Genomic DNA, 24,212 nt, shown 5'->3' with positions numbered 1-24,212 from the left:
GTTGATGCCATCGCCGGCAAGCCGGCTCCCACGGTGGAACTGCCCTGAACTGAAACCCGGCTCCCACACAAATGCTGCGGCCCGGCTACAATGCGCTCCCCAAAGGAGCCTGCATGTCTTCCCTATTAGCTGACTGGCGTGATCGCCCGACCCACCGCCGGGTATGGGCGCTGGCAGCACCGATGATGCTGTCCAATATTTCCGTGCCTCTAGTGGCACTGGTGGACAGTACGGTAATTGGCCATTTGCCCCACGCCCATCAACTGGGCGCAGTAGCCGTGGGTGCCAGTCTGTATATCTTCCTGGCCTGGATGATGGGCTTTTTGCGCATGGGCACCACGGGCTTTGCTGCACAGGCCGCCGGGCGTGAAGATGGCACTGCGCTGCGGCAGATCCTGCTGCAGGGTTTGTTGCTCAGTGTGCTGCTGTCGATGCTGCTGGGGGCGATTGCCGTTCCTTTCAGCAGCCTGGCGCTGAGTGTGATGCAACCGTCAGCCGAGCTACATGCACTGGCCCTGGACTTCTTCCATATCCGCCTGCTTGGCTTGCCCGCGGCTTTGGCCAGTTATGCACTGGTGGGCTGGTTTCTGGGCACGCAAAACGCGCGGGCGCCACTGGCCATTCTGCTGACCACCAACCTGATGAACATTGCACTTAACCTGTGGTTTGTACTCGGCCTGGACTGGGGCGTAGCCGGTTCGGCACGGGCCTCGGTGATCGCCGAATGGAGCGGCGCGCTGCTCGGCCTGTGGCTGACCCGCGGCGCGTTGCGCAAATATCCGGGCACGATCATGTGGGCCGCCTTGCGGGTCTGGCATAACTGGCAACCGCTGCTGGGGGTCAACCGCGACATTTTCATTCGCAGCCTGATGCTGCAACTGGTGTTTTTTTCCATCACCTTGCAGGGCGCCCGGCTGGGCGATGCCACCGTGGCGGCCAATGCCCTGCTGCTCAATGGTTTGCTGCTGGCCGCCCACGCGCTGGATGGCCTGGCCCACGCCGTGGAAGCGCTGTGCGGGCATGCCATCGGCGCCCGGGATCGCCACGCGTTGCGCCGTTCAATGGTGGTTGCATGCGGCTGGTCACTCATGGCCAGCACAGCGTTCGCGCTGTTATTCCTGTTTGGCGGGCATCTGTTTGTCGAGATGCAAACCGACATTGCGAGCGTGCGTGAAACTGCCTTCCAGTACCTGCCGTATCTGGCGCTGCTACCGCTGATTGCGGTGTGGAGCTACTTGCTCGACGGACTGTTTATCGGCGCCACCCGCGCCCGGGAAATGCGCAACGCGATGCTGATCAGCGTAGTCATCGCCTTCCCCGCCGCCTGGGCGCTGCACGGTTATGGCAACCATGGCCTGTGGATAAGTTTTCTGCTGTTTATGGTGCTGCGCAGCCTGACCCTGGGTGTGTATGCGTTGAAGATGCAGCGCAGGGATGAGTGGTTTACTCCAAGAGCTTGATCCGGCTCAGTGATCACTGACGAACTCGCCAATGTTATCCAGCACCGGGGCCAACCAACGTAACGGACGTGAAAGCGCCGCCACCAGGGTCACGTGGCTGGCGCGCGAGAAATAGAGCTCCTGAACCGGCACCCCGGCGCCCCGCAACGCAGTTGCCAGCCCCCCGGTATTGCGCGTCGGGTTGACCAGCGTGTCCGTCTTGGCCGCCATCAATAACGTCGGCGGTGCTGCTCGGCTCACATGCCGCACAGGTTGCGACTCGGGTGGAGAGTCCGGGTAGAAAAATACTGGCCGCACCGCTTCGTCCTTGATCGGCAAAAAGTCATACGGCCCTGCCAGCCCCATCCATCCGCGCAAATTGGCAGGGCTCATGCCTACAGCCCGCAACCATTGCGGATCAAGGGCAAGCATTGCGGCGTTGTACGCCCCGGCGCTGTGGCCCATCAAAAACAGACGCTGCGGGTTGCCGCCATAGTCTGCGATGTGTTGATAAGTCCAGCCTGTGGCTTGGGCGCTGTCTTCCAGAAACTGCGGATAACGCACCTGTGGATACAGTCGGTAATCGGCGATCACCGTCGTTATCCCCCGCGAAGCCAATGCTTCACCGACAAACAAATAATCGCTGCGCGAGCCGCTGTTCCAGCTGCCACCATAGAAAAAAATCACCACGGGGGCTCCGGGGGCGGGCTGCTTGGGGCGATAGATATCGAGGGTCTGGCGCGGGTCTGCGCCGTAGGCAATATCACTGGTTTTATCGAAGCTGTCGGTCGGGGTCAGGCCATTGATGATGCGTACCGGCGAGCAAGCGCTGAGCACCCAGCCCATCAGGCCTGCGCAAGCCAGTCCCGCTGCACGCTTGAAGCTGATCAACATGCGGTTCGACCTCCAGGCAAAAAAAAACGCTGATCTGCACATAGCACAGATCAGCGTAGTTCAGTCACCAGAGACCGGGTCGGGCTATCAGTGGCTCGACAGGTACGACGAACGGGTCAGGCCAAGACGTAGTGCATCGAGGTACTGGGTACGCTCTTTGGCACTGATATTGGCGCTGGCCACTTTGTCGCGGTAGTGGTTCATCAACTCTTCCGGCGACAAGTGCACGTAGCGCAGCATGTCTTCGATGGTGTCATGGGTCTCGATCCCGGCGTGGTAAACACTGCCGTCGTCGTTCTGGTAGATGTTCACCGAGTCGGTGTCACCGAACAGGTTGTGCATGTCACCGAGGATTTCCTGATAAGCGCCCACCAGGAAGATACCCAGCAGGTAGTCCTCGCCTTCGTTCAGCCCGTGAACCGGCAGGCTGGTTTCGATGCTCTGCTCGTCGACGTACTGCTTGATCTTGCCGTCGGAGTCGCAGGTCAGGTCTTGCAGTACGGCACGGCGCATCGGCTCTTCATCAAGACGGTGCAGCGGCAAAATCGGCAATACCTGGCCAATCGCCCAGGTGTCCGGCAGGCTCTGGAAAACCGAGAAGTTGCAGATGTACTTGTCGGCCAGCTTGTCGTTGAGTTCGTCGAGCACCTGGCGATGGGAACGCTGACGCGCTTTCAACGAGTTGTGCAGGCGACGGCAAACAGCGAAGTAGCACTGCTCGGCCAGGGCTTTTTCAGCCAGGGTGATTTTGCCGTCGGCGTACTGGGCAGCGATGTCGCTCATGTAGTGCGTGGCACGCCAGTAGGTTTCAGTGACCATCTCGATATCGGTCGGGCCCAGCAGGTCCACCAGCCATTGCACGGTTTCCGGCAGGATGTCCTTGTTCTCGATCACCGGCACGTCGTCGTTGTGTTTCTCGACGTCGGTGACCTGCACCACCAGCATGGCGTGGTGCGCGGTCAGGGAGCGGCCGCTTTCGGAGAAGATGTTGGGATGCGGCAGGTTTTGCGCATCGCAGAACTCTTTGAGCATGCCCACAACTACGCCGGCATAGTCGTCCATGTCGTAGTTGATCGAGCTGGCGTTGCGCGAGTGCGTGCCGTCGTAATCCACGCCCAGACCGCCGCCCACGTCGATGTGATCAACCGGCAGGCCAAGGTTGCGCAGTTCGCCGTAGTAGCGAATCGCTTCTTTGAAGCCGTGCTGGTAGTCCGCCAGGTTGGCGATCTGCGAGCCCATGTGGAAGTGCAACAGGCGGATGCCCTGATCCAGACCGGCCACCCGGAAGCGCTCGACCACCGACAGCAACTGCGCGGCAGACAGACCGAACTTGGATTTTTCACCGCCGGTGTCAGCCCACTTGCTCGAAGCCAGGGACGACAGACGTACGCGCAGGCCTACCTGTGGCTTGACCTTGAGCGAGGCGGCCTCTTCGATGACCAGGTCTACTTCGGATTCTTTCTCGATCACGATGAAGACGTTGTGACCAAGCTTCTGGCCCATGAGCGCCAGACGAATGAATTCGCGGTCCTTGTAACCGTTGCAGACGATGGTGCCGCCCTTGGGCGCCAGCGCCAGCACGGCCAGCAGCTCAGGCTTGGAGCCGGCTTCAAGACCGATCGACACGTCTTTGGTGGCGATGATGTTTTCGATCACAGCTTCTTGCTGGTTCACCTTGATCGGGTACAGCGCGGTGTACTTGCTCTGGTATTCCAGACGCTCGATGTTGGCATCGAAAGCGCCGGTCAACTGGCGTACACGGTCTTGCAAGATATCGGGGAAACGCACCAGCAATGGCAGGGACAAACCACTTTTGCGCAGTTCGTCTACTTGCTCGTACAGATCGATGGGCGAGCTGTTCGGGCCGTTCGGACGTACTTCTACGCGACCGGCTTCATTGATCGCGAAATACCCGGCCCCCCAATGGCGAATCCCGTAAACACTGCGGCTGTCCGCAACTGTCCATTGGCTGCCATCGTCTTTGCGTGTGCGTCGTACGGACATCGAAGTCCCCTATAAAGAAGTCAAATAGCCCAACCTGAAGGCAGGCTGGCGCAGTCTAAAGAGTAAATATGAAGATTAGTCTGCGCAGGGGTAGACCCTGACAACAGCGCGGAGTTTAGAAACCGGTCAGAACAGGCTCTGTGAAAACCATGGCGAGCGACAAAAACACACTCGGCGGTGGTCTTCACAGAGGCTGCTAGCCGCCGGACTTCTTGGCTTTGAACCCGTGCTTGACCAGCTCGGCCAATAGCAAGTCGACGTGATCGCCCTGGATCTCGATGATGCCGTCTTTCAACGCACCACCGGTGCCACAGCGTTTTTTCAACGCCGTTGCCAAATCCTTGAGCGCGTCTTCAGCCAGCGGCACGCCGGTCACCGTTGTGACTGTCTTGCCGCCACGGCCCTTGCTTTCGCGACGTACGCGAGCAATGCCATCGCCATCAGGGATGCGGGTTTGTTTGCAGGTACAGGCGTCCACCGGCTGACGACAGTCCGGACAGTGACGACCTGCGTCGGTGGAAAATACCAGGCCACCAAGGGCGGCGAAGGATGCGGCTTTTTTGGCCACCGGCAATCCTCATATGGAGGACAAAAAATTGGCCGGTACCTGACACTGTTGCGCCAAGGTATACCGACCGCGAAGCCCCACTCTGGCAGGGGCAGCGCAACTCAGGGCGGGGAAACCGCCTGAGCCTGAAAAAGGTCGCGCAGTGTAACGACAAATGCGCTGGCGCCCAATAGCCAATCGGCGGCAATTTATAAACCAGTCAACCGCAACTTTGTAGGAGCGAGCTTGCTCGCGAGCTTTTAACCTCAACAGCTCGCGAGCAAGCTCGCTCCTACGGTTTGATCTGCGCCAGGTAACGCTTGAGGGCCGCCAGCGAATCAGGGCAATAGGGCTGGATTTGGCTCAGATGCAAGGCTTGGTCGACGGTCATGAAGCTCGCATGCTGAACTTCTTCCGGCTGCACCTGCAACGGGCCATCCCATACGGCCGAAAAAACCGCGCACCACAGGTGGTTTTCTTCACCCTCGAAGTAAAAGCGCTCGTGGGCCGTCAGCGCTACACCGCTGACGCCCAATTCTTCTTCCAGTTCGCGGGCTGCCGAGTCGGCGTAACTTTCATCAACCCCCACCATGCCACCCGCCGCCACATCCCAAAATCCGGGATACAGCGCTTTGCTCAGGGTGCGCTGATGCACGCACAACTCACCGGCAGAATTGAACAGCAGAATAAAAGTGCCGCGCCCGATCAGGCCCTGCTCACGCAATTGCTGACGGGGCAAGCCGCCCAGCAGCCGGTCATCACGATCGACCCAGGCCACCATTTCGAGATCAGAGGCCGCACGGTGTGCGGCCTCCTTCGCTGAAATCGGCATCACTCAGCCTTGTGACAGCAGTTGGCGCAGGTCCATGACTGCCGCGTTGGCGCGCGAAATATAGTTGGCCATGACCAGCGAGTGGTTCGCCAGAACGCCGTAGCCGCTGCCATTGAGAATCATCGGGCTCCAGACCGGCTCCTGGGCCGCCTCCAGCTCGCGAATGATCTGACGCACACTGACCGTGGCATTCTTTTTCGCCAGCACGTCAGCGAAGTCGACTTCAATCGCCCGCAGCAAGTGCGACAACGCCCATGCCTGACCGCGTGCTTCGTAGAACACGTTGTCGATTTGCATCCATGGGGTTTCTTCTATTTCCTCATCAACCACGGGCACCTGGCCGGGTTGCAGGCTTTCTGTCTTCAGTGCGCCATTGAGCTTGACCCGGCCCACACTGGCTGACAGGCGTTGCGACAGCGAACCCAGACGAGTCCCCACATCCCCCAGCCAGTTATTCAGGTTATCGGCGCGCGCATAGAACAGGGCGTTCTTCTGATTGGGATCGGACAAACGTGCCTGGTAGCGGCTAAGGGAGTTGATCCCTTCCTGGTACTCCGACTCACTGGAAGGCAGCATCCAGCTCTTGTTGTCGAAGTTGAAGCGCGGTTCGGCCTTGGCCAGATCGGCATCTTCAGCCGACTGCGACTGTGAACGGGCAAAGTCCTTGCGCAGGGCACGGGTCAGGTCACGCACCTGTACCAGTACGCCGTATTCCCAGCTCGGGATGTTGTCCAGAAACACGCCCGGCGGGAAACGGTCGTTTGACAGATAACCACCCGGCTTGTTGAGCAGGGTACCGGCAACTGTTTTAAGGGTTTCGACAGTGGTAAAGCCCGGGACCATTTGCTTGCCGTTTTTCTCGGCAGCCAGCTGGGCGTTTTGCTGCACCGGGAACAAGTCCGGTTCCTGGCTCCAGTACCAGCCCAGCCCCAGGCACACCACCACGTAGATACCCACCAGCACAGCGATTGAGCGGCTAAACAGAATGCTTTTGAAATAGCCACGCGACGGGGCACGGGTCTCCCTGACCGACTCACGGGCACTGCTGCCCTCACGTTTTTTCCAGTCCAGCATGGCTATATCCTTTCAAATACCAAGTTCAATCGTTCGACCACAACCCTACCTCATAGTGCCTAGGGTCTGTTGGCGTTTCATTGCGTACGGGGTTTTTAATCAAGCCCGGACCACGCAGTTCGCAGGCAGCGCCACGTACGCCCGGCACTATAGAACATGGATGTGCGAACGATGAAAAATATGCCTGCACGGCCGTCAGTTGCAAGCCGGGACTGCTTCATTCGAGACCCACAGGCCCATGCAGCCATCACAAGAAGGCAAAAAGCCACTATTTGTACGAAATACCACTGATGCCGTCACACCGATGTCATACAAACGCAATAACTTCAGCCGCTTCTTACTGCGTTGTAGGCAAAAACCCGGATGCGCCTGAAGCTGCTAACCAACTTGAACACACTGTTGCTGGTCGCCGTTTGCCTGGCGCTGGGCGCAACCCTATGGTGGTCGCAAAGGGCTCTGGAGCGCCCCTTCCTGTTGATGGAGCGCTACTTGAGTCTCTCGCAACAGTTCCAGAACCAGGTGGCGCGCAACGTTGAGGACTACCTTGGCAGCGGCGACGCCGTGCGCCTGAGCGATGCCAACAGTGCTCTGGACACACTCAAGACAGAACTCGTCTCACTGCCCCCGGCCATGGCCGACGCCTTGCGCCCCAGCCTTGATGACCTGAGCACCTTCAGCAATAGCCAACTGCTGGCCGCGGGCAAATTGGCCGGTGACCCGCAAGCGTTACTGCTGCAGGCCGAACGCGAGCTGGCGGCCAACCTGGAACAACTGAGCCAGTACGCCAATCAGGCCGACACTGCCCAAGCCCGTCTCTATTTACCGCACCTGCTGACCGCCTCCCTGCACCTGGCCAGGCTGTCCTTGAGCCGTGACAAACTGGTCAGCAGCGCACGCAGCGAGCTGGCAGGCGACGTGGAGCGCGAACTCAGCGGCATCAAGGCCGAGACACAACAGATCCAGGCCCTGCCCTTGCTCGGGATCCGTGCTCAGAGCACTTCGGGCAGTGACGACTTTGCCGCATTGATGGGGCTCGAAGCCGATCACACGGCCCAGGCCGAAGATGCCGGGGTCGGATTCAAGCGTGAACTCAACAACCTGCTGAGCCGCTACCCCACCGAACTCAAGCGCACCCAGGAGCAAATCGAACAACGCGCCCTGCTCAGTAACAGCACCCACCAGAAACTCGGCGCCGTGCAACAGGCAATTGCCGCACTGGAACCGCAGGTGCGCGCCGAGCATGGGCACATTCAGAGTGAAGTACGGTTGATCCAGGGTGTGATGATTGGCCTGATTCTGCTGATCGCGCTCCTGATCGACACGCTGCAGCGCAGGCTGGCCAGGGTTCTGACCTGCCTGGCCGGGCTGCTGTCGACCTGGGCAGACGGAGACTTCAGCCGCAACATCCAGCTGGGCAAGACCAATCGTGAACTGCATGACATCGAGGCTTCGCTCAATCGTCTTCGCGTATATCTGGTGAATCTGGTGGGCACCTTGCGCCTGAATGCCGAACAGGTCGCCGCCAGCAGCCAGACCCTGGCCGGGCTCAGCAGCGGTCTGCACAGCGGTGCCGAACGTCAGGCCGGTGATACGGCCCAGATCCGTGACGCGCTGGGCGAGCTGGAAGCAACCATCACACAGGTGGCGGGCGATGCCAGCCATGCCGCCGACGCCAGTCGCAGCGCAGGTACGGCCGTTGCCCAGGGGCAGCGGGTCATCGGCCAGAGCCTGAGCGGGTTACACGCACTGGTCACTGAAGTACAAGGCAACGCACAGAGCATCGAACATCTGGCAGAGGAGTCAGCGACCATCGGCGGGGTATTGACCGTGATTCGCTCCATCGCCGACCAGACCAACCTGCTGGCACTTAATGCCGCCATTGAAGCCGCCCGCGCAGGAGAAATGGGCCGCGGCTTTGCCGTAGTGGCCGAAGAAGTGCGCTCCCTTGCCCAGCGTACGGCAGGTGCCACCAGCGAGATCCAGACCCTGATTGGCGGGCTGCAACTGGCCGCCCGCCAATCGGTTGAGGGCATGCGCATACAAGTTGAACATGCCCGGGCCACCGCGCAAAAAGCCCAGGACGCTGAAGGCGCGCTGGATGAGATTGTCGGGGCCATCACCACCATTTCCGGCACCGCAGTGCGCATCGCCGAGGTCACCGCGCAACAAAGTGCAGCGGTCGCCGAGATCCGCGACCACAGCGAACGCATTCACCAATTGGGCGACGACAACCTGCAACGCATCGGCATCGCGCGGGATCAAAGCCAGCAACTGCTGGAGCTGGGCGGCAAATTGAATGCAGCCGTGCACACCTTCCGCCTGTAGGAGCGAGCTTGCTCGCGAGCCGTTTGCGATTTAAAAGCTCGCGAGCACGCTCGCTCCTAAAGGGCATCTGCGCATTCACTCCGCTATCATGCGCCCACGTTTGATTTGCGAGATTCCTATGCGCCGCCTGCTCCTTCTTTTGTGTCTGCTGTTCGCCGTACCGGTCATGGGCGCCGGTCTGCTGGATAACCGGCCCAGTTCTACGCTGGGCGCAATCAATAACAGCAACGACTTTTTACCGGTGCGTGACGCGTTCAGGCTCAACTTGATCGACACCACGCCCGAGACGATCAAGCTGCGCTTTGTGCCGACTGAAGGCTATTACCTGTATCGACACAAGTTCGCGTTTAAAACCGAACCCGCCGATATCGCCCTGGGCACGCCACAGCTGCCGCCCGGCGAGCAAAAACACGATGAGTACTTCGGCGACATCGAGGTCTATCACGGCATTCTCGATGTCGACATCCCGCGCCCGGCCAATGATTCGCGCCCGTTCACCCTGGTGGTCACTTACCAGGGCTGCGCTGACAAGGGTTTGTGTTATCCGCCGGAAACCGAACGCCTGAACATCGGCGGCACACCGGTTTCGACCGCTGTCGCCGAGGCTGCAGCGCCCGCCGCAAAAAGTTGGGGCTGGCGCGAGCTGGCACTGTTTTTCCTCGCCGGGCTGGGCCTGACCTTTACTCCCTGCGTGTTGCCGATGCTGCCGATTTTGTCGGGCGTAGTGTTGCGCGGCCAGGTGGGCGGGCTTCGCGGCTTTAGCCTGTCACTGGCCTACGTGCTGCCCATGGCCGCCTGCTTTGCATTGCTTGGCGCGCTGATGGGGATGTTCGGCGCCCAGCTCAATCTTCAGGCGCGCCTGCAATCGGTGTGGGTGCTGGCACCGTTTGCGCTGTTTTTCGCGATTTTTGCCCTGGCCATGTTCGGCGTATTCGAGCTGAAGCTGCCGCAAGCCATCAGCAACCGCCTCGATCGCGTCGCCAACCGCACCCAGGGTGGCTCGCTATGGGGCGCTGCGGTGCTGGGGGTTGTGTCCAGCTTGCTGGTGTCGCCCTGCGTCTCGGCCCCGCTGGCCGGAGCGTTGCTCTATATCAGTGCCAGTGGCGATGCCCTGGGCGGCGGTTTGAAACTGTTTGCCCTGGGGCTGGGCATGGGCGCGCCCCTGCTGCTGGTGGCCACAGGCGGCGCCGCCTGGCTGCCAAAAAGCGGGCCGTGGCTGGTCAGCGTCAAAAATGCCATTGGCGTGCTGTTGCTAGGACTGGCCATCGGCCTGCTCAGCCGCGTGCTGCCCGGGCCCATTACCTTGCTGCTGATTGGTCTGCTGGCGGCCGGGGTGAGTCTGTTTCTCGGCACTCTGGAGTTCGGCTACAAAGCACCGCGCCAACGTCTCGCGCAGTTGCTTGGCCTATTTCTGCTGGTCTATGCACTGGCCTGCTGGTACGGCGCACTCAGTGGCCAGAGCGATCCGTTTAACCCTGTGGGGCACTCACAGCCGGTGGCGCCTGCCGCCAGCGCGCCTCAGACCGAAGATCAGTGGCAAACCGTCAGCACCGCAGGTGAGCTGGACAAGGTGTTGGCACAAGCCAGTGCCGCTGGCCAGCCGCTGTTGCTGGACTGGTACGCCGACTGGTGCATCAGCTGCAAGGTGATCGAGCACGAGGTCCTGAACAACCCGCAGGTGCTGGACCGGCTCAAAGGCTACCGGCTGGTACGGTTTGACATGACCGCCAGCAATGCCGGGCAACGTGCCCTGCTCGATCGCTATCAATTATTCGGGCCACCGGCACTGATGTTCTTTGGCAAAAATGGCAGCGAAATAAGTGACCAGCGGGTCATCTGTGAGATCAATGCAGCGGACTTCGCCGAACGTGTCGACAACGCGAATGACCAGATCTAGAGGGCTGGTCACAAACTTTTCGCGAACATCGGTCATCGTGCTGGCTATTGCAGTTAACTGGACAGCGAATCCTCTTTTCGGCATAGTCGCCCGGCACTGATACCTGCACACACATAACAAGGAACAGCAGATGGCGACTTTTCTGGTTCTGCACGGCCCCAACCTGAATCTGCTTGGCACCCGTGAGCCGGGCGTCTACGGCGCTACTACCCTGGCGCAAATCAATCAGGACCTGGAACAGCGGGCCCGCGATGCCGGTCACCATTTGCTCTATCTGCAAAGTAATGCCGAGTATGAATTGATTGACCGGATTCATGCCGCCCGCGATGAGGGGGTGGACTTTATCCTGATCAACCCGGCTGCTTTTACCCACACCAGCGTGGCATTACGTGACGCGCTGCTGGCGGTGAGCATCCCATTCATCGAAGTGCATTTATCAAACGTGCACAAACGCGAACCTTTCCGCCATCACTCCTACTTCTCCGACGTTGCGGTAGGTGTGATCTGCGGCCTTGGCGCCAGCGGTTATCGACTGGCCTTGGAGGCCGCCCTGGAACAGCTTGAACTACAAGCTAAACGCCCCTGACCGACCCATTGGGAGTTGACGATTCATGGATATCCGTAAAGTTAAGAAACTGATCGAACTGCTGGAAGAGTCCGGCATCGACGAGCTGGAAATCAAAGAAGGCGAAGAGTCCGTACGCATCAGCCGTCACAGCAAGACTCCTGCTCAACAGTTCTATGCACCAGCGCCAATGCAAGCTCCGGCCGCTGCGCCAGTTGCCGTAGCTCCGGTTGCAACCGTGACCGAAGCACCTGCTGCACCAAAACTGAACGGTTTTGTGGTCAAGTCGCCAATGGTCGGTACTTTCTACCGTACCCCGGCGCCAACGTCGCCAGCCTTCGTTGAAGTCGGCCAGACCGTTAAAGTCGGCGACACCATTTGCATCGTCGAAGCGATGAAAATGATGAACCACATCACGGCCGAGAAAGCCGGTGTTATCGAATCCATCCTGGTAGAAAACGGTCAACCGGTTGAGTTCGATCAACCGCTGTTCACCATCGTTTGAACCACGGGGAGCCAACGATGTTGAAGCCTCAGAAGCTGGAAAAAGTCCTGATCGCCAACCGCGGTGAGATCGCCTTGCGCATCCTGCGGGCCTGTAAGGAACTGGGCATCAAGACCGTTGCGGTGTACTCCACCGCCGACAAGGAGCTGATGCACCTGGGCCTGGCAGACGAAACCGTCTGCATCGGTCCTGCACCGGCCAACCTGTCCTACCTGCACATTCCGGCCATCATCGCGGCAGCCGAAGTCACTGGCGCCACGGCGATCCATCCGGGCTACGGCTTTTTGGCTGAAAACGCCGATTTCGCTGAGCAAGTCGAGAAATCCGGCTTTGCATTCATCGGCCCGAAAGCCGACACCATTCGCCTGATGGGCGACAAGGTATCGGCCAAGCACGCCATGATCGCTGCCGGCGTTCCGACCGTTCCGGGCTCTGACGGCCCGCTGCCGGAAGACGAAGCAACGGCCCTGCGCATTGGTCGCGAAGTCGGCTACCCGGTGATCATCAAGGCCGCTGGCGGCGGCGGTGGTCGTGGCATGCGTGTTGTGCACCGTGAAGAAGACCTGATCGAAGCTGCCAAGCAGACCCGTGAAGAAGCAGGCGCCTGGTTCAGCAACCCGATGGTCTACCTCGAAAAATACCTGACCAACCCGCGTCACGTGGAAGTTCAGGTACTTTCCGACGGCCAGGGCCATGCGATCCATCTGGGCGACCGCGACTGCTCGCTGCAACGTCGTCACCAGAAAGTTCTGGAAGAAGCACCGGCACCGGGTATCGATGAAACTGCTCGCGCAGAAGTCCTGGCGCGTTGCGTCAAGGCCTGCATCGACATCAACTACCGTGGCGCGGGCACCTTCGAGTTCCTGTATGAGAATGGTCGCTTCTACTTCATCGAGATGAACACTCGTGTGCAAGTAGAGCACCCGGTTTCCGAAATGGTCACCGGCATCGACATCCTTAAAGAGATGTTGAGCATTGCGGCAGGCAACAAGCTGTCCTTCACCCAGGATGACGTGAAAATTCACGGCCACTCCCTGGAATGCCGGATCAACGCTGAAGACCCGGCGACATTCATGCCGAGCCCTGGCCTGGTCAAGCACTTCCACGCTCCGGGCGGCAACGGCGTTCGCGTCGATTCGCACCTGTACAGCGGCTACAAGGTTCCGTCGAACTACGACTCCCTGATCGGCAAGCTGATCACCTGGGGCGCGACCCGCGACGAAGCCATGGCCCGCATGCGCAATGCGCTGGACGAAATCGTGGTCGACGGGATCAAGACCAACATCCCGCTGCACCGCGATCTGGTGAATGACGAAGGCTTCTGCAAAGGCGGCGTCAACATTCACTACCTGGAACACAAACTGGCTAACCAGTAAGTTTGATTCCAGATCAACCAGGCCGCCTTCGGGCGGCCTGGTCGTTTCTGAAACTCACCCACTAGCGATGTATGACCACAGGGCTTTTCATCGTTTTTTGATTACCCGCCCTGCCCTCGCTCGCGTAAACTGGCGCGCTTCTCGCAGCCCACCGGTTGCACACTCCTATTTTTCAAAGGTGCCCGCCATGCCTTGGCTGCAAGTACGCCTCGCCATCAGCCCGGAACAAGCCGAAACCTACGAAGACGCGTTCCTCGAAGTCGGCGCCGTTTCGGTAACGTTCATGGATGCCGAAGATCAGCCGATCTTCGAACCTGAACTCAACACCACCCCGCTGTGGTCGCATACCCACTTGCTGGCACTGTTCGAAGGCGGCACCGAGGCCGACCTCGTTCTGTCCCATCTCGAACTGCTGACCGGCTCGCCCCTGCCTGAGCACCATGCCGAAGTCATCGAAGACCAGGACTGGGAACGCAGCTGGATGGACAACTTCCACCCGATGCGCTTCGGCCAGCGGCTGTGGATCGTCCCGAGCTGGCACGCCGCTCCGGAACCGGACGCCGTGAACCTGCTGCTCGATCCGGGCCTGGCCTTTGGTACCGGCACCCACCCGACGACCGCGCTGTGCCTGGAATGGCTCGACGGTCAGGACCTGAAGGACTGCAGCGTGCTGGACTTCGGCTGCGGCTCGGGGATTCTGGCAATCGCCGCCCTGTTGCTGGGGGCCAAACAGGCCATCGGTACCGACATTGACGTGCAGGCGCTGGAAGCCTCGCGCGATAACGCCGGGCGCAACAATGTTGCCGAGGAGCTGTTCGCGCTGTACCTGCCCGAAGACCTGCCACAGGTTCAGGCCGACGTCGTAGTCGCCAACATTCTGGCCGGCCCTCTGGTTGCACTGGCACCGCAGCTGTCGAGCCTGGTCAAACCGGGCTGCCGCCTGGCGCTGTCGGGCATCCTCGCCGAACAGGGCGAAGAAGTTGCTGCTGCTTATGCCGCAGACTTTGATCTGGACCCGATCGCCAATCGCGATGGCTGGGTACGTATCAGTGGCCGTCGCCGCTAGGGTCGGTTGACGTTTGGTTGTGAGCCGCAACGCGGCTCGCAATCCAGCGGGAACAGCACCTACAATGCACGCCTGCCCAATCCGGATGGCCACATGAGCGATAGTTTCGTTACACAGTGTCCTCACTGCCAGACCAGCTTCCGCGTCAACCATGCTCAATTGAGCGTGGCTCGCGGGGTGGTGCGCTGTGGTGCCTGCCTGCAAGTGTTCAATGCCGCACAGCAACTGCTGGATAAACGCACTGAAAATGAGCAACCGCCAGCAGTAACGGCTACTAATGTGGCAGCGCCCGGGGTCATCGAGCCGCCAGCCAGGCCCGGGGCCATCAACCCTGAGCACTGGCAGGCGAGTGAACTCGACCTCGACCACCTGGATCTGGATGAAGAACTGGCCAGGCTCGAAGAGCTTGAGATCCAGCCCAGCAAAAGCTTTGGTCAGCCACACAAGGTAAAAGACAGCTCCCTGAGCGCTCGCCGCGACAGCCCTGACGCTGAAGAAAGCCAATGGTCTGACAGCCTGTTCAGCGACTCTGCCGAAGAACGTGCCGAGACTTCAGCGCTCGCTGCCAAATCTGCAGAAAAGCACATCGAGCCCACGTCAACGGGGCGTACCGAACCCTCGTTATCGCTGGACCTCGACGAACCGGATGAAACGCCGACCCGCAGGCTTTCGGTCGATGACGAGCTGGAGCCGCCGCTGACAGGTGAACACCTGAGTGCCAGCGATGACGAGGACGACGAACCGTTTGAGCCGGTGCCTACGGGCAAACACAAGCGCAAACGCAACGAACCGGGAGTGCGTGAAGATGCGCTGCTGGATCTGGTCGACGACCCGCTGCAACTGGACTGGCAAAAGCGCCGTACCCCCTGGGGCAAACGCCTGCTTTGGCTGTTGCTGATACTGCTTGCCGGGGCAGCACTGGCCGGCCAGTACATTGCCAACCATTTCGATGAACTGGCCAGGCAGGACCAATACCGTCCGATCTTCCAGCAACTGTGCCCACACATCGGGTGCACGGTACCGTCCAAGGTTGATATTGATCGAATCAAGAGCAGTAACCTGGTGGTGCGCAGTCACCCGGAGTTCGCCGGGGCGCTGGTGGTAGATGCAATCCTCTACAACCGCGCACCGTTCTCCCAGCCTTTCCCGCTGCTGGAACTGCGGTTCGCCGATCTGCACGGCAAAATGATCGCTAGCCGCCGCTTCAAACCCGGCGAATACCTGAGCGGCGATCTGGCCAAGGCCGAAATGCCCCCGCAAACGCCTATCCACATTGCCCTGGACATTCTCGACCCGGGGCCAAAAGCGGTGAACTACAGCCTGAGTTTTCACTCGCCCGAGTGAACCCGTTGCCCTTTTAGCGGTTATCCACAGCCGCGAGTGAAGAGTGATTGGCCTCTGGCTTGAGGCATATAGCTCAAAACTTGCCTTTTGCTGTTCAATTTTTATCCAATTGCGTCTTTAACCGGTCATCGAGAGCGGGTATCATGCCAACCCTTTTTCGAACTCCCAAGATCCGGCCCCACAACAGGGAAGTCCTATGTCGGCGGTACGCATCGGCCCATATACATTGCACAACGGTTTGATCCTCGCCCCAATGGCGGGCGTCACCGATCAACCTTTCCGTCAGCTTTGCCGACGGATGGGCGCAGGACTGGTTGTCTCGGAAATGGTCACCAGCGACATGAGTCTCTGGAATAGCCGCAAGTCACGCTTGCGCATGATTCACGACGGTGATCCCGAGCCCCGCTCGGTACAGATCGCCGGCGGTGACGCGCAAATGCTGGCAGATGCCGCCAGGGCCAATGTGGAACTGGGCGCGCAGATTATTGATATCAACATGGGATGCCCGGCAAAGAAGGTCTGCAACAAGGCCGCCGGCTCCGCACTGCTGAAAGACGAAGCACTGGTAACCGAGATCCTGCAGGCCGTCGTGGCTGCGGTTGATGTGCCGGTCACCCTGAAGATCCGTACCGGCTGGGACCGGGACAACAAAAACGGCCTGACCGTGGCGAAAATAGCCGAACAGGCCGGGATTGCGGCGCTGGCGGTACACGGCAGAACCCGCGCCGACCTGTACACCGGCGAGGCCGAGTACGACACCATCGCTGCGATCAAGCAGGCGGTGTCGATGCCGGTGTTTGCCAACGGCGACATAGATTCACCCCACAAGGCCCGACACGTGCTGCAAGCGACCGGGGCTGACGGACTGTTAATTGGCAGGGCGGCTCAAGGGCGGCCCTGGATTTTCCGCGAAGTTGATCACTTTCTGCGTACCGGGCAACTCTTGCCGGCACCACAGATGAGCGAAGTGGAACGTATTCTGCTAGAGCATTTGGCTGCACTGCACACCTTCTATGGGGAGGTATTGGGGGTACGTATTGCCCGCAAGCATGTCGGCTGGTATCTCGCAACCTTGCCGGGCGCCAAGGAGTTCCGCGCCCACTTCAATCGTTTAGAAGATACGGAAGCACAATGCGCCAACGTTCAGGCGTTTTTCGCCGAACGACACAAGAGCCTGGGGACAGGGGACGAAGGATGGGTGGCCGCATGACGATGATGACCGAGACATTAGTGAGTGGAACAACGCCCGTGAGCGACAACGTCAACCTGAAACAGCACCTCAATACACCGAGCGAAGAAGGTCAGACCCTTCGTGGCAGTGTCGAAAAGGCGCTGCACAATTACTTCGCCCACCTGGAGGGCGCTGAAGTCACGGACGTGTACAACCTGGTACTTTCCGAAGTCGAGGCCCCTCTGCTCGAGTGCGTCATGAACTACGTCAAGGGCAACCAGACCAAAGCCTCCGAGCTGCTGGGACTTAATCGCGGCACCTTGCGCAAAAAACTCAAACAGTACGATCTGCTGTAAGCATTCAATCAAACCTGAAAGGCGTCCCGGTAAAACGGGTCGCCTTTTTTGCTGACTCCTTTGCTTTTGATGGAAATCGAGATGACCGATCAGACTACCCGCCTGCCGATCCGCCGCGCTTTAATCAGCGTTTCCGACAAAACCGGAATCCTTGATTTCGCCCGTGAACTGGAAGCCCTCGGCGTCGAGATCCTCTCCACCGGCGGTACGTTCAAGCTGCTGCAAGACAACGGCGTGGCCGCTGTTGAAGTTGCCGACTACACCGGCTTTGCTGAAATGATGGACGGGCGGGTTAAAACCCTGCACCCGAAAATCCACGGCGGCATCCTGGGCCGTCGCGGCATTGACGACGACATCATGAACGAGCACGGCATCAAGCCGATCGATCTGGTAGCCGTTAACCTCTATCCCTTCGAAGCAACCATCAACAAGCCGGGCTGCGACCTGCCGACCGCCATCGAGAACATCGATATCGGCGGCCCGACCATGGTCCGTTCGGCAGCAAAAAACCACAAAGACGTAGCGATCGTGGTCAATGCCAGCGATTACGCCAATGTCCTGGAAAACCTCAAGGCCGGTGGCCTGACCTACGCCCAGCGTTTCGACCTGATGCTCAAGGCGTTCGAACACACCGCCGCCTACGACGGCATGATCGCCAACTATCTGGGCACCGTTAACCAGACAGCCGAAACCCTGAGCACCGAAGGCCGCAGCCTGTTCCCGCGCACCTTCAACAGCCAGTTCATCAAGGCCCAGGAAATGCGCTACGGCGAGAACCCGCATCAAAGCGCGGCGTTCTACGTAGAGGCCAAGCCGGCTGAAGTCAACATCGCGACCGCCACCCAGCTGCAAGGCAAAGAGCTGTCGTTCAACAACGTGGCCGACACCGATGCCGCGCTGGAATGCGTAAAAAGCTTCGTTAAACCGGCCTGCGTGATCGTCAAACACGCCAACCCGTGCGGCGTTGCCGTCAGCCCGGACGCGGAAGGCGGCATCCGTCAGGCTTACGAGCTGGCTTACGCCACTGACACCGAGTCGGCATTCGGCGGCATCATCGCGTTCAACCGCGAGCTGGACGCCGAAACGGCCAAGGCGATCGTCGAGCGTCAATTCGTTGAAGTGATCATCGCTCCGTCCGTGAGCGAAGAAGCCCGCGCCATCGTGGCCGCCAAAGCCAACGTACGCCTGCTGGCCTGCGGCGAGTGGAGCGCAGACCGCGCACCGGCCTGGGACTTCAAACGGGTCAACGGCGGCTTGCTGGTACAAAGCCGTGACATTCAGATGATCGGCAGCGAAGACCTGAAAGTCGTGACCAAGCGTGCACCGACCGAGCAAGAGATCCACGACCTGATCTTCGCCTGGAAAGTAGCCAAGTACGTGAAGTCCAACGCCATCGTCTACGCCAAGAACCGTCAGACCATCGGTGTCGGCGCCGGCCAGATGAGCCGCGTAAACTCGGCCCGGATTGCCGCGATCAAGGCTGAACACGCCGGTTTGCAGGTACAGGGTTCGGTCATGGCCTCCGACGCGTTCTTCCCGTTCCGTGACGGTCTGGACAACGCAGCCAAGGCGGGTATCACTGCGGTGATCCAGCCGGGCGGCTCGATGCGTGACAACGAAGTGATTGCTGCTGCCGACGAAGCCGGGATTGCCATGGTATTCACCGGTATGCGCCACTTCCGTCACTAACTAGACGACGTCCCTTTCTGTAGGAGCGAGCTTGCTCGCGATCTTTTGACTGCTCGCGAGCAAGCTCGCTCCTACAGAGAAACAAAGCGTTTCCCAGAATTCAGCGTCATCCGAGGTTTTTGAAATGAATGTTTTGATCATTGGCAGCGGTGGCCGTGAACACGCACTGGCCTGGAAAGTAGCTCAGGACCCGCGTGTCGCCAAAGTGTTCGTTGCCCCGGGCAACGCCGGCACCGCCATTGAAGCCAAGTGCGAGAACGTCGCTATCGACGTGCTGGCCCTCGAGCAGCTTGCAGATTTCGCAGAGAAAAATGTCTCGCTGACCATCGTTGGTCCTGAAGTGCCACTGGTTGCAGGCGTGGTTGACCTGTTCCGTGCCCGCGGCCTGGATTGCTTCGGCCCGACTGCCGGCGCTGCCCAGCTCGAAGGCTCCAAAGCTTTCACCAAGGACTTCCTGGCTCGCCACAAGATCCCGACTGCCGATTATCAGAACTTCACTGAAATCGAGCCGGCACTGGCGTACCTGCAAAAAGTCGGCGCACCTATCGTGATCAAGGCTGACGGTCTGGCAGCGGGCAAAGGCGTGATCGTCGCCATGACCCTGACTGAAGCCGAAGATGCCGTGCGCGACATGCTCGCGGGCAACGCATTTGGCGAAGCCGGTTCGCGCGTCGTTATCGAAGAATTCCTCGATGGCGAAGAAGCCAGCTTCATCGTGATGGTTGACGGCAAGAACGTCTTGCCGATGGCCACCAGCCAGGACCACAAACGCGTAGGTGACGCCGACACCGGCCCGAACACCGGCGGCATGGGTGCTTACTCCCCGGCGCCAGTGGTTACTGCGCAAGTACACCAGCGCGTGATGGACCTGGTTATCTGGCCAACCGTCCGCGGCATGGCCGAAGAAGGTAACGTCTACACCGGTTTCCTGTACGCAGGCCTGATGATCGACAAAGCCGGCAACCCTAAAGTCATCGAGTTCAACTGCCGCTTCGGCGACCCGGAAACCCAACCTGTGATGTTGCGCCTGCAATCGAGCCTGGTGCTGCTGGTAGAGGCCGCTCTGGCCCAGGCGCTGGACAAGGTTGAAGCACAATGGGATCCGCGCCCGAGCCTGGGCATCGTGCTGGCAGCAGGCGGTTACCCTGGCGACTACGCCAAGGGTGCCGTGATCCACGGTCTGGATGCGGCAGCCAAGCTGGAAGGCAAGGTGTTCCACGCCGGAACCGCGCTCAACGCAGCTGGCGAAGTGGTGACTGCCGGTGGCCGCGTGCTGTGCGCGACCGCCATGGGCGACACCGTGCAGGCGGCTCAGGAAAAAGCGTATGCACTGGCCAAAACCATCGAATGGGATGGCTGTTTCTACCGTAACGACATTGGCTACCGGGCCATTGCACGTGAGCGTGGCGAAAACCAGGAATAAGTAGCCCATATGGACAGGCAGGGGATCGAACCCTTGCCTTACTATTCCAGCGCCGCGCATAGTTACCGTCAAGCTTCAATATACGAAGGGATTTCAGCGTGCGCTGGCTTAGGATCGCCATAGGTTTTACCGTCAGTCTTATGACTGCCCTGCTCTGTTCAATGCCGGCGCAGGCGGCCGAAGGCAACCTGTGGTCTGCCCTTTTGGACCATCGGGGCGACCTGCAACTGGGCGATGTAAGCTCCGCCCGGTTCAGCAACCAGTTCAGCCCCATAGAACTCGAAGCAATCACCGCCGCCAACCCCGACCAAGCGTTGTGGTTGCGATTTCGGCTGAAGCCAGACAAGCATGAGCAGGTCCTGCGCGTCTTCGCGCCAGATCTGTTACAGCTGGAACTCTACGTTCTGGACGATAACAAACTGATCAGTGAAGTCAGCACCGGCAGTAACTCGCCTGCGGCACAGAAGCCGTTGTTGAGCAGCGACTTCCTGCTGCCTTTGCCTCAGAGTTCCAAAGAGCTGGATGTCTATCTGCGCCTGGTATCGGAACATCAGTTGCGGCCACACATCACCCTGGATTCCGCAGTCGTGCTCGCCGCCAATCAAGGCATGTCCTTACTTTACGGGCTGTTGCTTGGCTGCCTGGCCATGCTGGTGCTGCACAACCTGATCCGCTTTGCTTTCTCGCGCTCAGTCAGCAGCCTGTGGCTCGCGGCCTGTGAAGCCTTGCTTCTGATCAGCTCGGCGCTGTTCTTGAATCTGCTGGGACCGTGGTTTCCCCTGTGGCACAGCGCACAACCCCCCGGAGCCTATCTGGCGCTCATCCTGACCGCGCCTTGCGGGCTGATGTTTACCTACACGTTCTTCTCCTCCTGCAAGCCCAGCCCGCTGCACAAGCTGTTGCTGCTGGACATCGTGATCATCAGTCTTGGTGGTTTGTTGTTGCTGTTCAGCGATACCCTGCCGCTAAACCTGATCACCTATGGCCTGGTCGGGCTGGCGAGCCTGAGCATCCTGCTGGTTGCAACTCACCACTGGCAACAAGGCTATCGCCCTGCCCGCCTGTTTGTGGTTGCAATGATCATCTTCAACATTGGCACTCTGGTTATTCTTCCGGCACTGCTGGGCCTGACCTTGATCGCCCCCCAGGAACTGGTCCTGCTACTGCTGGCGGTAGTTTGTGTCTGCGGCCTGCTGATGAGCATCGCCTTGAGCGAGCGCACTCGCAGCATCGCCGAAGATCAGTTCAGCATCAGTCGGGACCTGGCCGCCAGTAACGCCGAAGTGAATGCCAAGGCCGAATTCCTGGCCAAAATCAGCCATGAAATCCGCACACCCATGAACGGTGTACTGGGCATGACCGAACTGCTGCTGGGCACGCCTCTGTCGGTCAAGCAACGTGATTACGTGCAGACCATCCACAGCGCTGGCAATGAACTGCTCACGCTGATCAATGAGATCCTCGATATTTCCAGACTTGAGTCGGGACAGATCGAACTGGACGATGTGCAGTTCGACCTCAATGCCCTGATCGAAGACTGCCTGAATATTTTCCGTACCAAAGCCGAACAACAAAACGTCGAACTCATCAGTTTTATTCAGCCGCAAGTACCACGGGTCATCAGCGGTGACCCCACGCGACTGCGCCAGACCTTGCTGAGCCTGCTCGAAAGTGCGCTGAAGAAAACCGTCGAAGGCGAGATATTGATCGTCGTGGCACTGGAAGAGCGCGCCCGACCGCCGCGCCTGCGGATCGCCATCCAGGACTCCGGCCAACCGATGGATGAACAGGAGCGCGAAGCCCTGCTCAATGCCGAACTGCACAGCAAGAACTTCCTGGCGGCAACCCGCCTGGGCGGGCACCTGGGGCTGGTCATCGCCCGCCAGCTGATCAGCTTGATGGGGGGAGAGTTCGGCATCAAGGCCGGGCAAACCAAGGGCAGCAATCTCTGGCTGACCCTGCCTCTGGACCCGCAACACCTTGAACATCAAACCTCCGACCTGGACAGCCCGCTCAAGGGTGCACGGGTACTGGTGGTCGATGACAACGATACCTGCCGCAAAGTCCTGGTCCAGCAATGCTCGGCCTGGGGCCTGAGCGTCAGCGCTGCGGCATCGGGCAAGGAAGCCCTGGCCCTGTTGCGCACCAAGGCCCATCTGCGCGACTACTTCGACATTGTGCTGCTGGACCAGAACATGCCGGGCATGACGGGCATGCAACTGGCCGCCAAGATCAAGGAAGATCCAAGCCTGAACCACGATATTTTGCTGGTGATGCTGACCGGCATCAGCAACGCACCCAGCAAGATCATTGCGCGCAATTGCGGGATCAAACGCATCCTGGCCAAGCCGGTGGCGGGCTACACCCTGAAAACCACCCTGGCCGATGAACTGACCCAGCGCAGCAAAGGCCAGGCCAGTGCACAAACACTGAGCAATGGCCCGACAACGCCGGTTACGGTACCTGGCGACTTCCGCATTCTGGTCGCTGAGGACAACAGCATCTCGACCAAGGTTATTCGCGGCATGCTGGGCAAGCTCAACTTGCAGCCCGATACAGCCTGTAACGGCGAAGAAGCCTTGAAGGCCATGAAAGCCCAGCGTTATGACCTGGTGTTGATGGATTGCGAAATGCCGGTGCTCGATGGCTTCTCTGCCACTGAACAATTGCGGGCATGGGAAGTCAGCCATCAGCGAACCCGCACCCCGGTGGTCGCGTTGACCGCGCACATTCTGGCAGAGCATAAAGAACGGGCGCGCCAGGCCGGCATGGACGGGCACATGGCAAAGCCGGTCGAGCTGTCGCAACTGCGCGAGCTGGTGGATTATTGGGTCGAGCAACGCGAGCTGCGTGAATCACAGGCACAGCATTCCTAGTGCGCTGGCCGGTAGCCTGCAGTTGCTGCTCAACACCGGCCGACAGAGTGCAAGAGGCCTGATAGACTTTCGTCGCCTTTCTTTGGTGTGAGCTCAGACCATGCTCCATGTTTTGTTCAGTGTGTATTTGAAGATGCTGGTGCTCTACAGCCCGTTCTTCGTGCTCTCATGCTTTATCAGCCTGACCCGGGGTTACTCCAACAAGGAGCGACGGCGTCTGGCCTGGAAAGTCGCGCTGGCCACCTTGATTTCCAGCGTTCTGCTCTACCTGTTCGGGCGCATGATCTTCAGTGTTTTCGGGATCACCGTAGATGCCTTCCGCATCGGCGCCGGCAGCGTGTTGTTTATCTCGGCCTTGGGCATGGCCCAGGGCAAGTCCGCGGTACAGACCGACAACGTGCAGCAAGATGTCACCATCGTGCCGCTGACCATTCCGCTGACAGTCGGGCCGGGCACTATCGGCGCCTTGCTGGTAATGGGGGTCAGTCAGCCCCATTGGGATGACAAGCTGATGGCAATCGTGAGCATCACCCTGGCCAGCCTGACCGTAGGCGTGGTGCTTTACCTGTCCAACAGGATCGAGCGGATACTGGGAGACCAGGGTTTGCAGATCGTCAGCCGCCTGATGGGGCTGTTCGTTTGCGCACTGGCGGCGCAAATCATCTTCACCGGCATCCGCGGGTATTTAGTGCCCTAGGCAACCTGACCCCGTAGCAGCTGACGAGTGACACGAGGCTGCGTCCGGCGGCGAAGCCGTCGTAAGTTCAGCCCCTGCGATCCCTCAGATAAACCGGGCACTGTGGATTACGATCGCTGCGCAATCGGACGT

At 59.6% G+C, this 24,212-nt stretch carries 19 protein-coding genes; 14 read left to right on the top strand and 5 right to left on the bottom strand.

What is annotated here, in order from left to right:
• The first annotated feature begins 113 nt into the window (after positions 1–113).
• A complete protein-coding gene (locus ACP7BO_RS15855; protein WP_426211332.1) occupies positions 114–1,460 on the top strand; it encodes an MATE family efflux transporter in 1,347 nt (448 codons plus the stop codon).
• Between the two features lie 6 nt (positions 1,461–1,466).
• Here the strand turns inward: ACP7BO_RS15855 and ACP7BO_RS15850 are convergent, their stop codons facing one another.
• The 5 genes from ACP7BO_RS15850 to ACP7BO_RS15830 form a co-directional block, all read right to left on the bottom strand.
• Positions 1,467–2,333 carry an alpha/beta hydrolase gene (locus ACP7BO_RS15850; RefSeq protein WP_426211330.1) on the bottom strand — a complete coding sequence of 289 codons (867 nt, stop codon included), beginning with the start codon at positions 2,331–2,333 and terminating at the stop codon, positions 1,467–1,469.
• 87 nt (positions 2,334–2,420) lie between these two features.
• Complete coding sequence (speA, locus tag ACP7BO_RS15845; RefSeq protein WP_060695617.1) at positions 2,421–4,337, bottom strand: arginine decarboxylase; 1,917 nt, start codon at positions 4,335–4,337, stop codon at positions 2,421–2,423.
• 196 nt (positions 4,338–4,533) lie between these two features.
• On the bottom strand, positions 4,534–4,905 hold the full coding sequence (locus tag ACP7BO_RS15840) for a translation initiation factor Sui1 (RefSeq protein ID WP_060695619.1): 372 nt from the start codon (positions 4,903–4,905) through the stop codon (positions 4,534–4,536).
• Positions 4,906–5,176: 271 nt separating this feature from the next.
• On the bottom strand, positions 5,177–5,716 hold the full coding sequence (locus tag ACP7BO_RS15835; RefSeq protein WP_426211328.1) for an NUDIX hydrolase: 540 nt from the start codon (positions 5,714–5,716) through the stop codon (positions 5,177–5,179).
• A 3-nt stretch (positions 5,717–5,719) separates the two neighbouring features.
• Positions 5,720–6,790, bottom strand: coding sequence for a DUF2333 family protein (locus ACP7BO_RS15830; protein ID WP_426211326.1), 1,071 nt, complete (start codon positions 6,788–6,790; stop codon positions 5,720–5,722).
• 363 nt (positions 6,791–7,153) lie between these two features.
• Between ACP7BO_RS15830 and ACP7BO_RS15825 the strand changes: the two genes are divergently transcribed.
• From ACP7BO_RS15825 to ACP7BO_RS15765, 13 genes are all read left to right on the top strand, one after another.
• Positions 7,154–9,115, top strand: a complete 1,962-nt coding sequence (locus ACP7BO_RS15825) for a methyl-accepting chemotaxis protein (protein ID WP_426211324.1) — start codon at positions 7,154–7,156, stop codon at positions 9,113–9,115.
• 118 nt (positions 9,116–9,233) lie between these two features.
• Entirely contained in the window at positions 9,234–11,012 is a 1,779-nt protein-coding gene (locus tag ACP7BO_RS15820; RefSeq protein WP_426211322.1) for a protein-disulfide reductase DsbD, read from the top strand.
• A gap of 130 nt (positions 11,013–11,142) precedes the next feature.
• On the top strand, positions 11,143–11,598 hold the full coding sequence (gene aroQ, locus ACP7BO_RS15815; protein WP_003439222.1) for a type II 3-dehydroquinate dehydratase: 456 nt from the start codon (positions 11,143–11,145) through the stop codon (positions 11,596–11,598).
• Between the two features lie 25 nt (positions 11,599–11,623).
• A complete protein-coding gene (gene accB, locus ACP7BO_RS15810) occupies positions 11,624–12,082 on the top strand; it encodes an acetyl-CoA carboxylase biotin carboxyl carrier protein (protein WP_003439221.1) in 459 nt (152 codons plus the stop codon).
• Between the two features lie 17 nt (positions 12,083–12,099).
• Positions 12,100–13,458, top strand: a complete 1,359-nt coding sequence (gene accC, locus ACP7BO_RS15805; protein WP_060695629.1) for an acetyl-CoA carboxylase biotin carboxylase subunit — start codon at positions 12,100–12,102, stop codon at positions 13,456–13,458.
• Positions 13,459–13,645: 187 nt separating this feature from the next.
• Positions 13,646–14,524 (top strand): 50S ribosomal protein L11 methyltransferase, encoded by an 879-nt coding sequence (prmA, locus tag ACP7BO_RS15800; protein ID WP_426211319.1) that lies wholly within the window; start codon positions 13,646–13,648, stop codon positions 14,522–14,524.
• Positions 14,525–14,617: 93 nt separating this feature from the next.
• Positions 14,618–15,868: a DUF3426 domain-containing protein gene (locus ACP7BO_RS15795; protein ID WP_426211317.1), complete on the top strand. Its 1,251-nt coding sequence runs from the start codon at positions 14,618–14,620 to the stop codon at positions 15,866–15,868.
• Positions 15,869–16,064: 196 nt separating this feature from the next.
• Positions 16,065–17,078, top strand: a complete 1,014-nt coding sequence (dusB, locus tag ACP7BO_RS15790; RefSeq protein WP_060695635.1) for a tRNA dihydrouridine synthase DusB — start codon at positions 16,065–16,067, stop codon at positions 17,076–17,078.
• Entirely contained in the window at positions 17,075–17,395 is a 321-nt protein-coding gene (fis, locus tag ACP7BO_RS15785; RefSeq protein ID WP_003439210.1) for a DNA-binding transcriptional regulator Fis, read from the top strand. Before dusB ends, fis begins: the two co-directional genes overlap by 4 nt.
• A gap of 81 nt (positions 17,396–17,476) precedes the next feature.
• The gene (purH, locus tag ACP7BO_RS15780; RefSeq protein ID WP_426211315.1) at positions 17,477–19,084 is read left to right on the top strand and encodes a bifunctional phosphoribosylaminoimidazolecarboxamide formyltransferase/IMP cyclohydrolase; all 1,608 of its coding nucleotides are present in this window, start codon (positions 17,477–17,479) and stop codon (positions 19,082–19,084) included.
• 124 nt (positions 19,085–19,208) lie between these two features.
• A complete protein-coding gene (gene purD, locus ACP7BO_RS15775; RefSeq protein WP_060695637.1) occupies positions 19,209–20,507 on the top strand; it encodes a phosphoribosylamine--glycine ligase in 1,299 nt (432 codons plus the stop codon).
• A gap of 98 nt (positions 20,508–20,605) precedes the next feature.
• Positions 20,606–23,383, top strand: a complete 2,778-nt coding sequence (locus ACP7BO_RS15770; protein WP_397454993.1) for a hybrid sensor histidine kinase/response regulator — start codon at positions 20,606–20,608, stop codon at positions 23,381–23,383.
• A 100-nt stretch (positions 23,384–23,483) separates the two neighbouring features.
• A complete protein-coding gene (locus tag ACP7BO_RS15765) occupies positions 23,484–24,080 on the top strand; it encodes a MarC family protein (RefSeq protein ID WP_073509989.1) in 597 nt (198 codons plus the stop codon).
• The last annotated feature ends 132 nt before the right edge of the window (positions 24,081–24,212 follow it).

This window comes from Pseudomonas sp. TWR2-1-1 (assembly GCF_049897045.1).
Classification (GTDB): domain Bacteria; phylum Pseudomonadota; class Gammaproteobacteria; order Pseudomonadales; family Pseudomonadaceae; genus Aquipseudomonas; species Aquipseudomonas versuta.
This window is presented reverse-complemented; position numbering and strand designations above follow the sequence as displayed.

Bases quoted from the DNA above. Each gene is read 5' to 3' on its own strand.
- ACP7BO_RS15855 (WP_426211332.1), top strand. From the start codon at position 114: ATGTCTTCCCTATTAGCTGACTGGCGTGATCGCCCGACCCACCGCCGG.
- ACP7BO_RS15850 (WP_426211330.1), bottom strand. From the start codon at position 2,333: ATGTTGATCAGCTTCAAGCGTGCAGCGGGACTGGCTTGCGCAGGCCTG.
- speA (WP_060695617.1), bottom strand. From the start codon at position 4,337: ATGTCCGTACGACGCACACGCAAAGACGATGGCAGCCAATGGACAGTT.
- ACP7BO_RS15835 (WP_426211328.1), bottom strand. From the start codon at position 5,716: ATGCCGATTTCAGCGAAGGAGGCCGCACACCGTGCGGCCTCTGATCTC.
- ACP7BO_RS15830 (WP_426211326.1), bottom strand. From the start codon at position 6,790: ATGCTGGACTGGAAAAAACGTGAGGGCAGCAGTGCCCGTGAGTCGGTC.
- ACP7BO_RS15825 (WP_426211324.1), top strand. From the start codon at position 7,154: ATGCGCCTGAAGCTGCTAACCAACTTGAACACACTGTTGCTGGTCGCC.
- ACP7BO_RS15820 (WP_426211322.1), top strand. From the start codon at position 9,234: ATGCGCCGCCTGCTCCTTCTTTTGTGTCTGCTGTTCGCCGTACCGGTC.
- aroQ (WP_003439222.1), top strand. From the start codon at position 11,143: ATGGCGACTTTTCTGGTTCTGCACGGCCCCAACCTGAATCTGCTTGGC.
- accB (WP_003439221.1), top strand. From the start codon at position 11,624: ATGGATATCCGTAAAGTTAAGAAACTGATCGAACTGCTGGAAGAGTCC.
- accC (WP_060695629.1), top strand. From the start codon at position 12,100: ATGTTGAAGCCTCAGAAGCTGGAAAAAGTCCTGATCGCCAACCGCGGT.
- prmA (WP_426211319.1), top strand. From the start codon at position 13,646: ATGCCTTGGCTGCAAGTACGCCTCGCCATCAGCCCGGAACAAGCCGAA.
- ACP7BO_RS15795 (WP_426211317.1), top strand. From the start codon at position 14,618: ATGAGCGATAGTTTCGTTACACAGTGTCCTCACTGCCAGACCAGCTTC.
- dusB (WP_060695635.1), top strand. From the start codon at position 16,065: ATGTCGGCGGTACGCATCGGCCCATATACATTGCACAACGGTTTGATC.
- fis (WP_003439210.1), top strand. From the start codon at position 17,075: ATGACGATGATGACCGAGACATTAGTGAGTGGAACAACGCCCGTGAGC.
- purH (WP_426211315.1), top strand. From the start codon at position 17,477: ATGACCGATCAGACTACCCGCCTGCCGATCCGCCGCGCTTTAATCAGC.
- purD (WP_060695637.1), top strand. From the start codon at position 19,209: ATGAATGTTTTGATCATTGGCAGCGGTGGCCGTGAACACGCACTGGCC.
- ACP7BO_RS15765 (WP_073509989.1), top strand. From the start codon at position 23,484: ATGCTCCATGTTTTGTTCAGTGTGTATTTGAAGATGCTGGTGCTCTAC.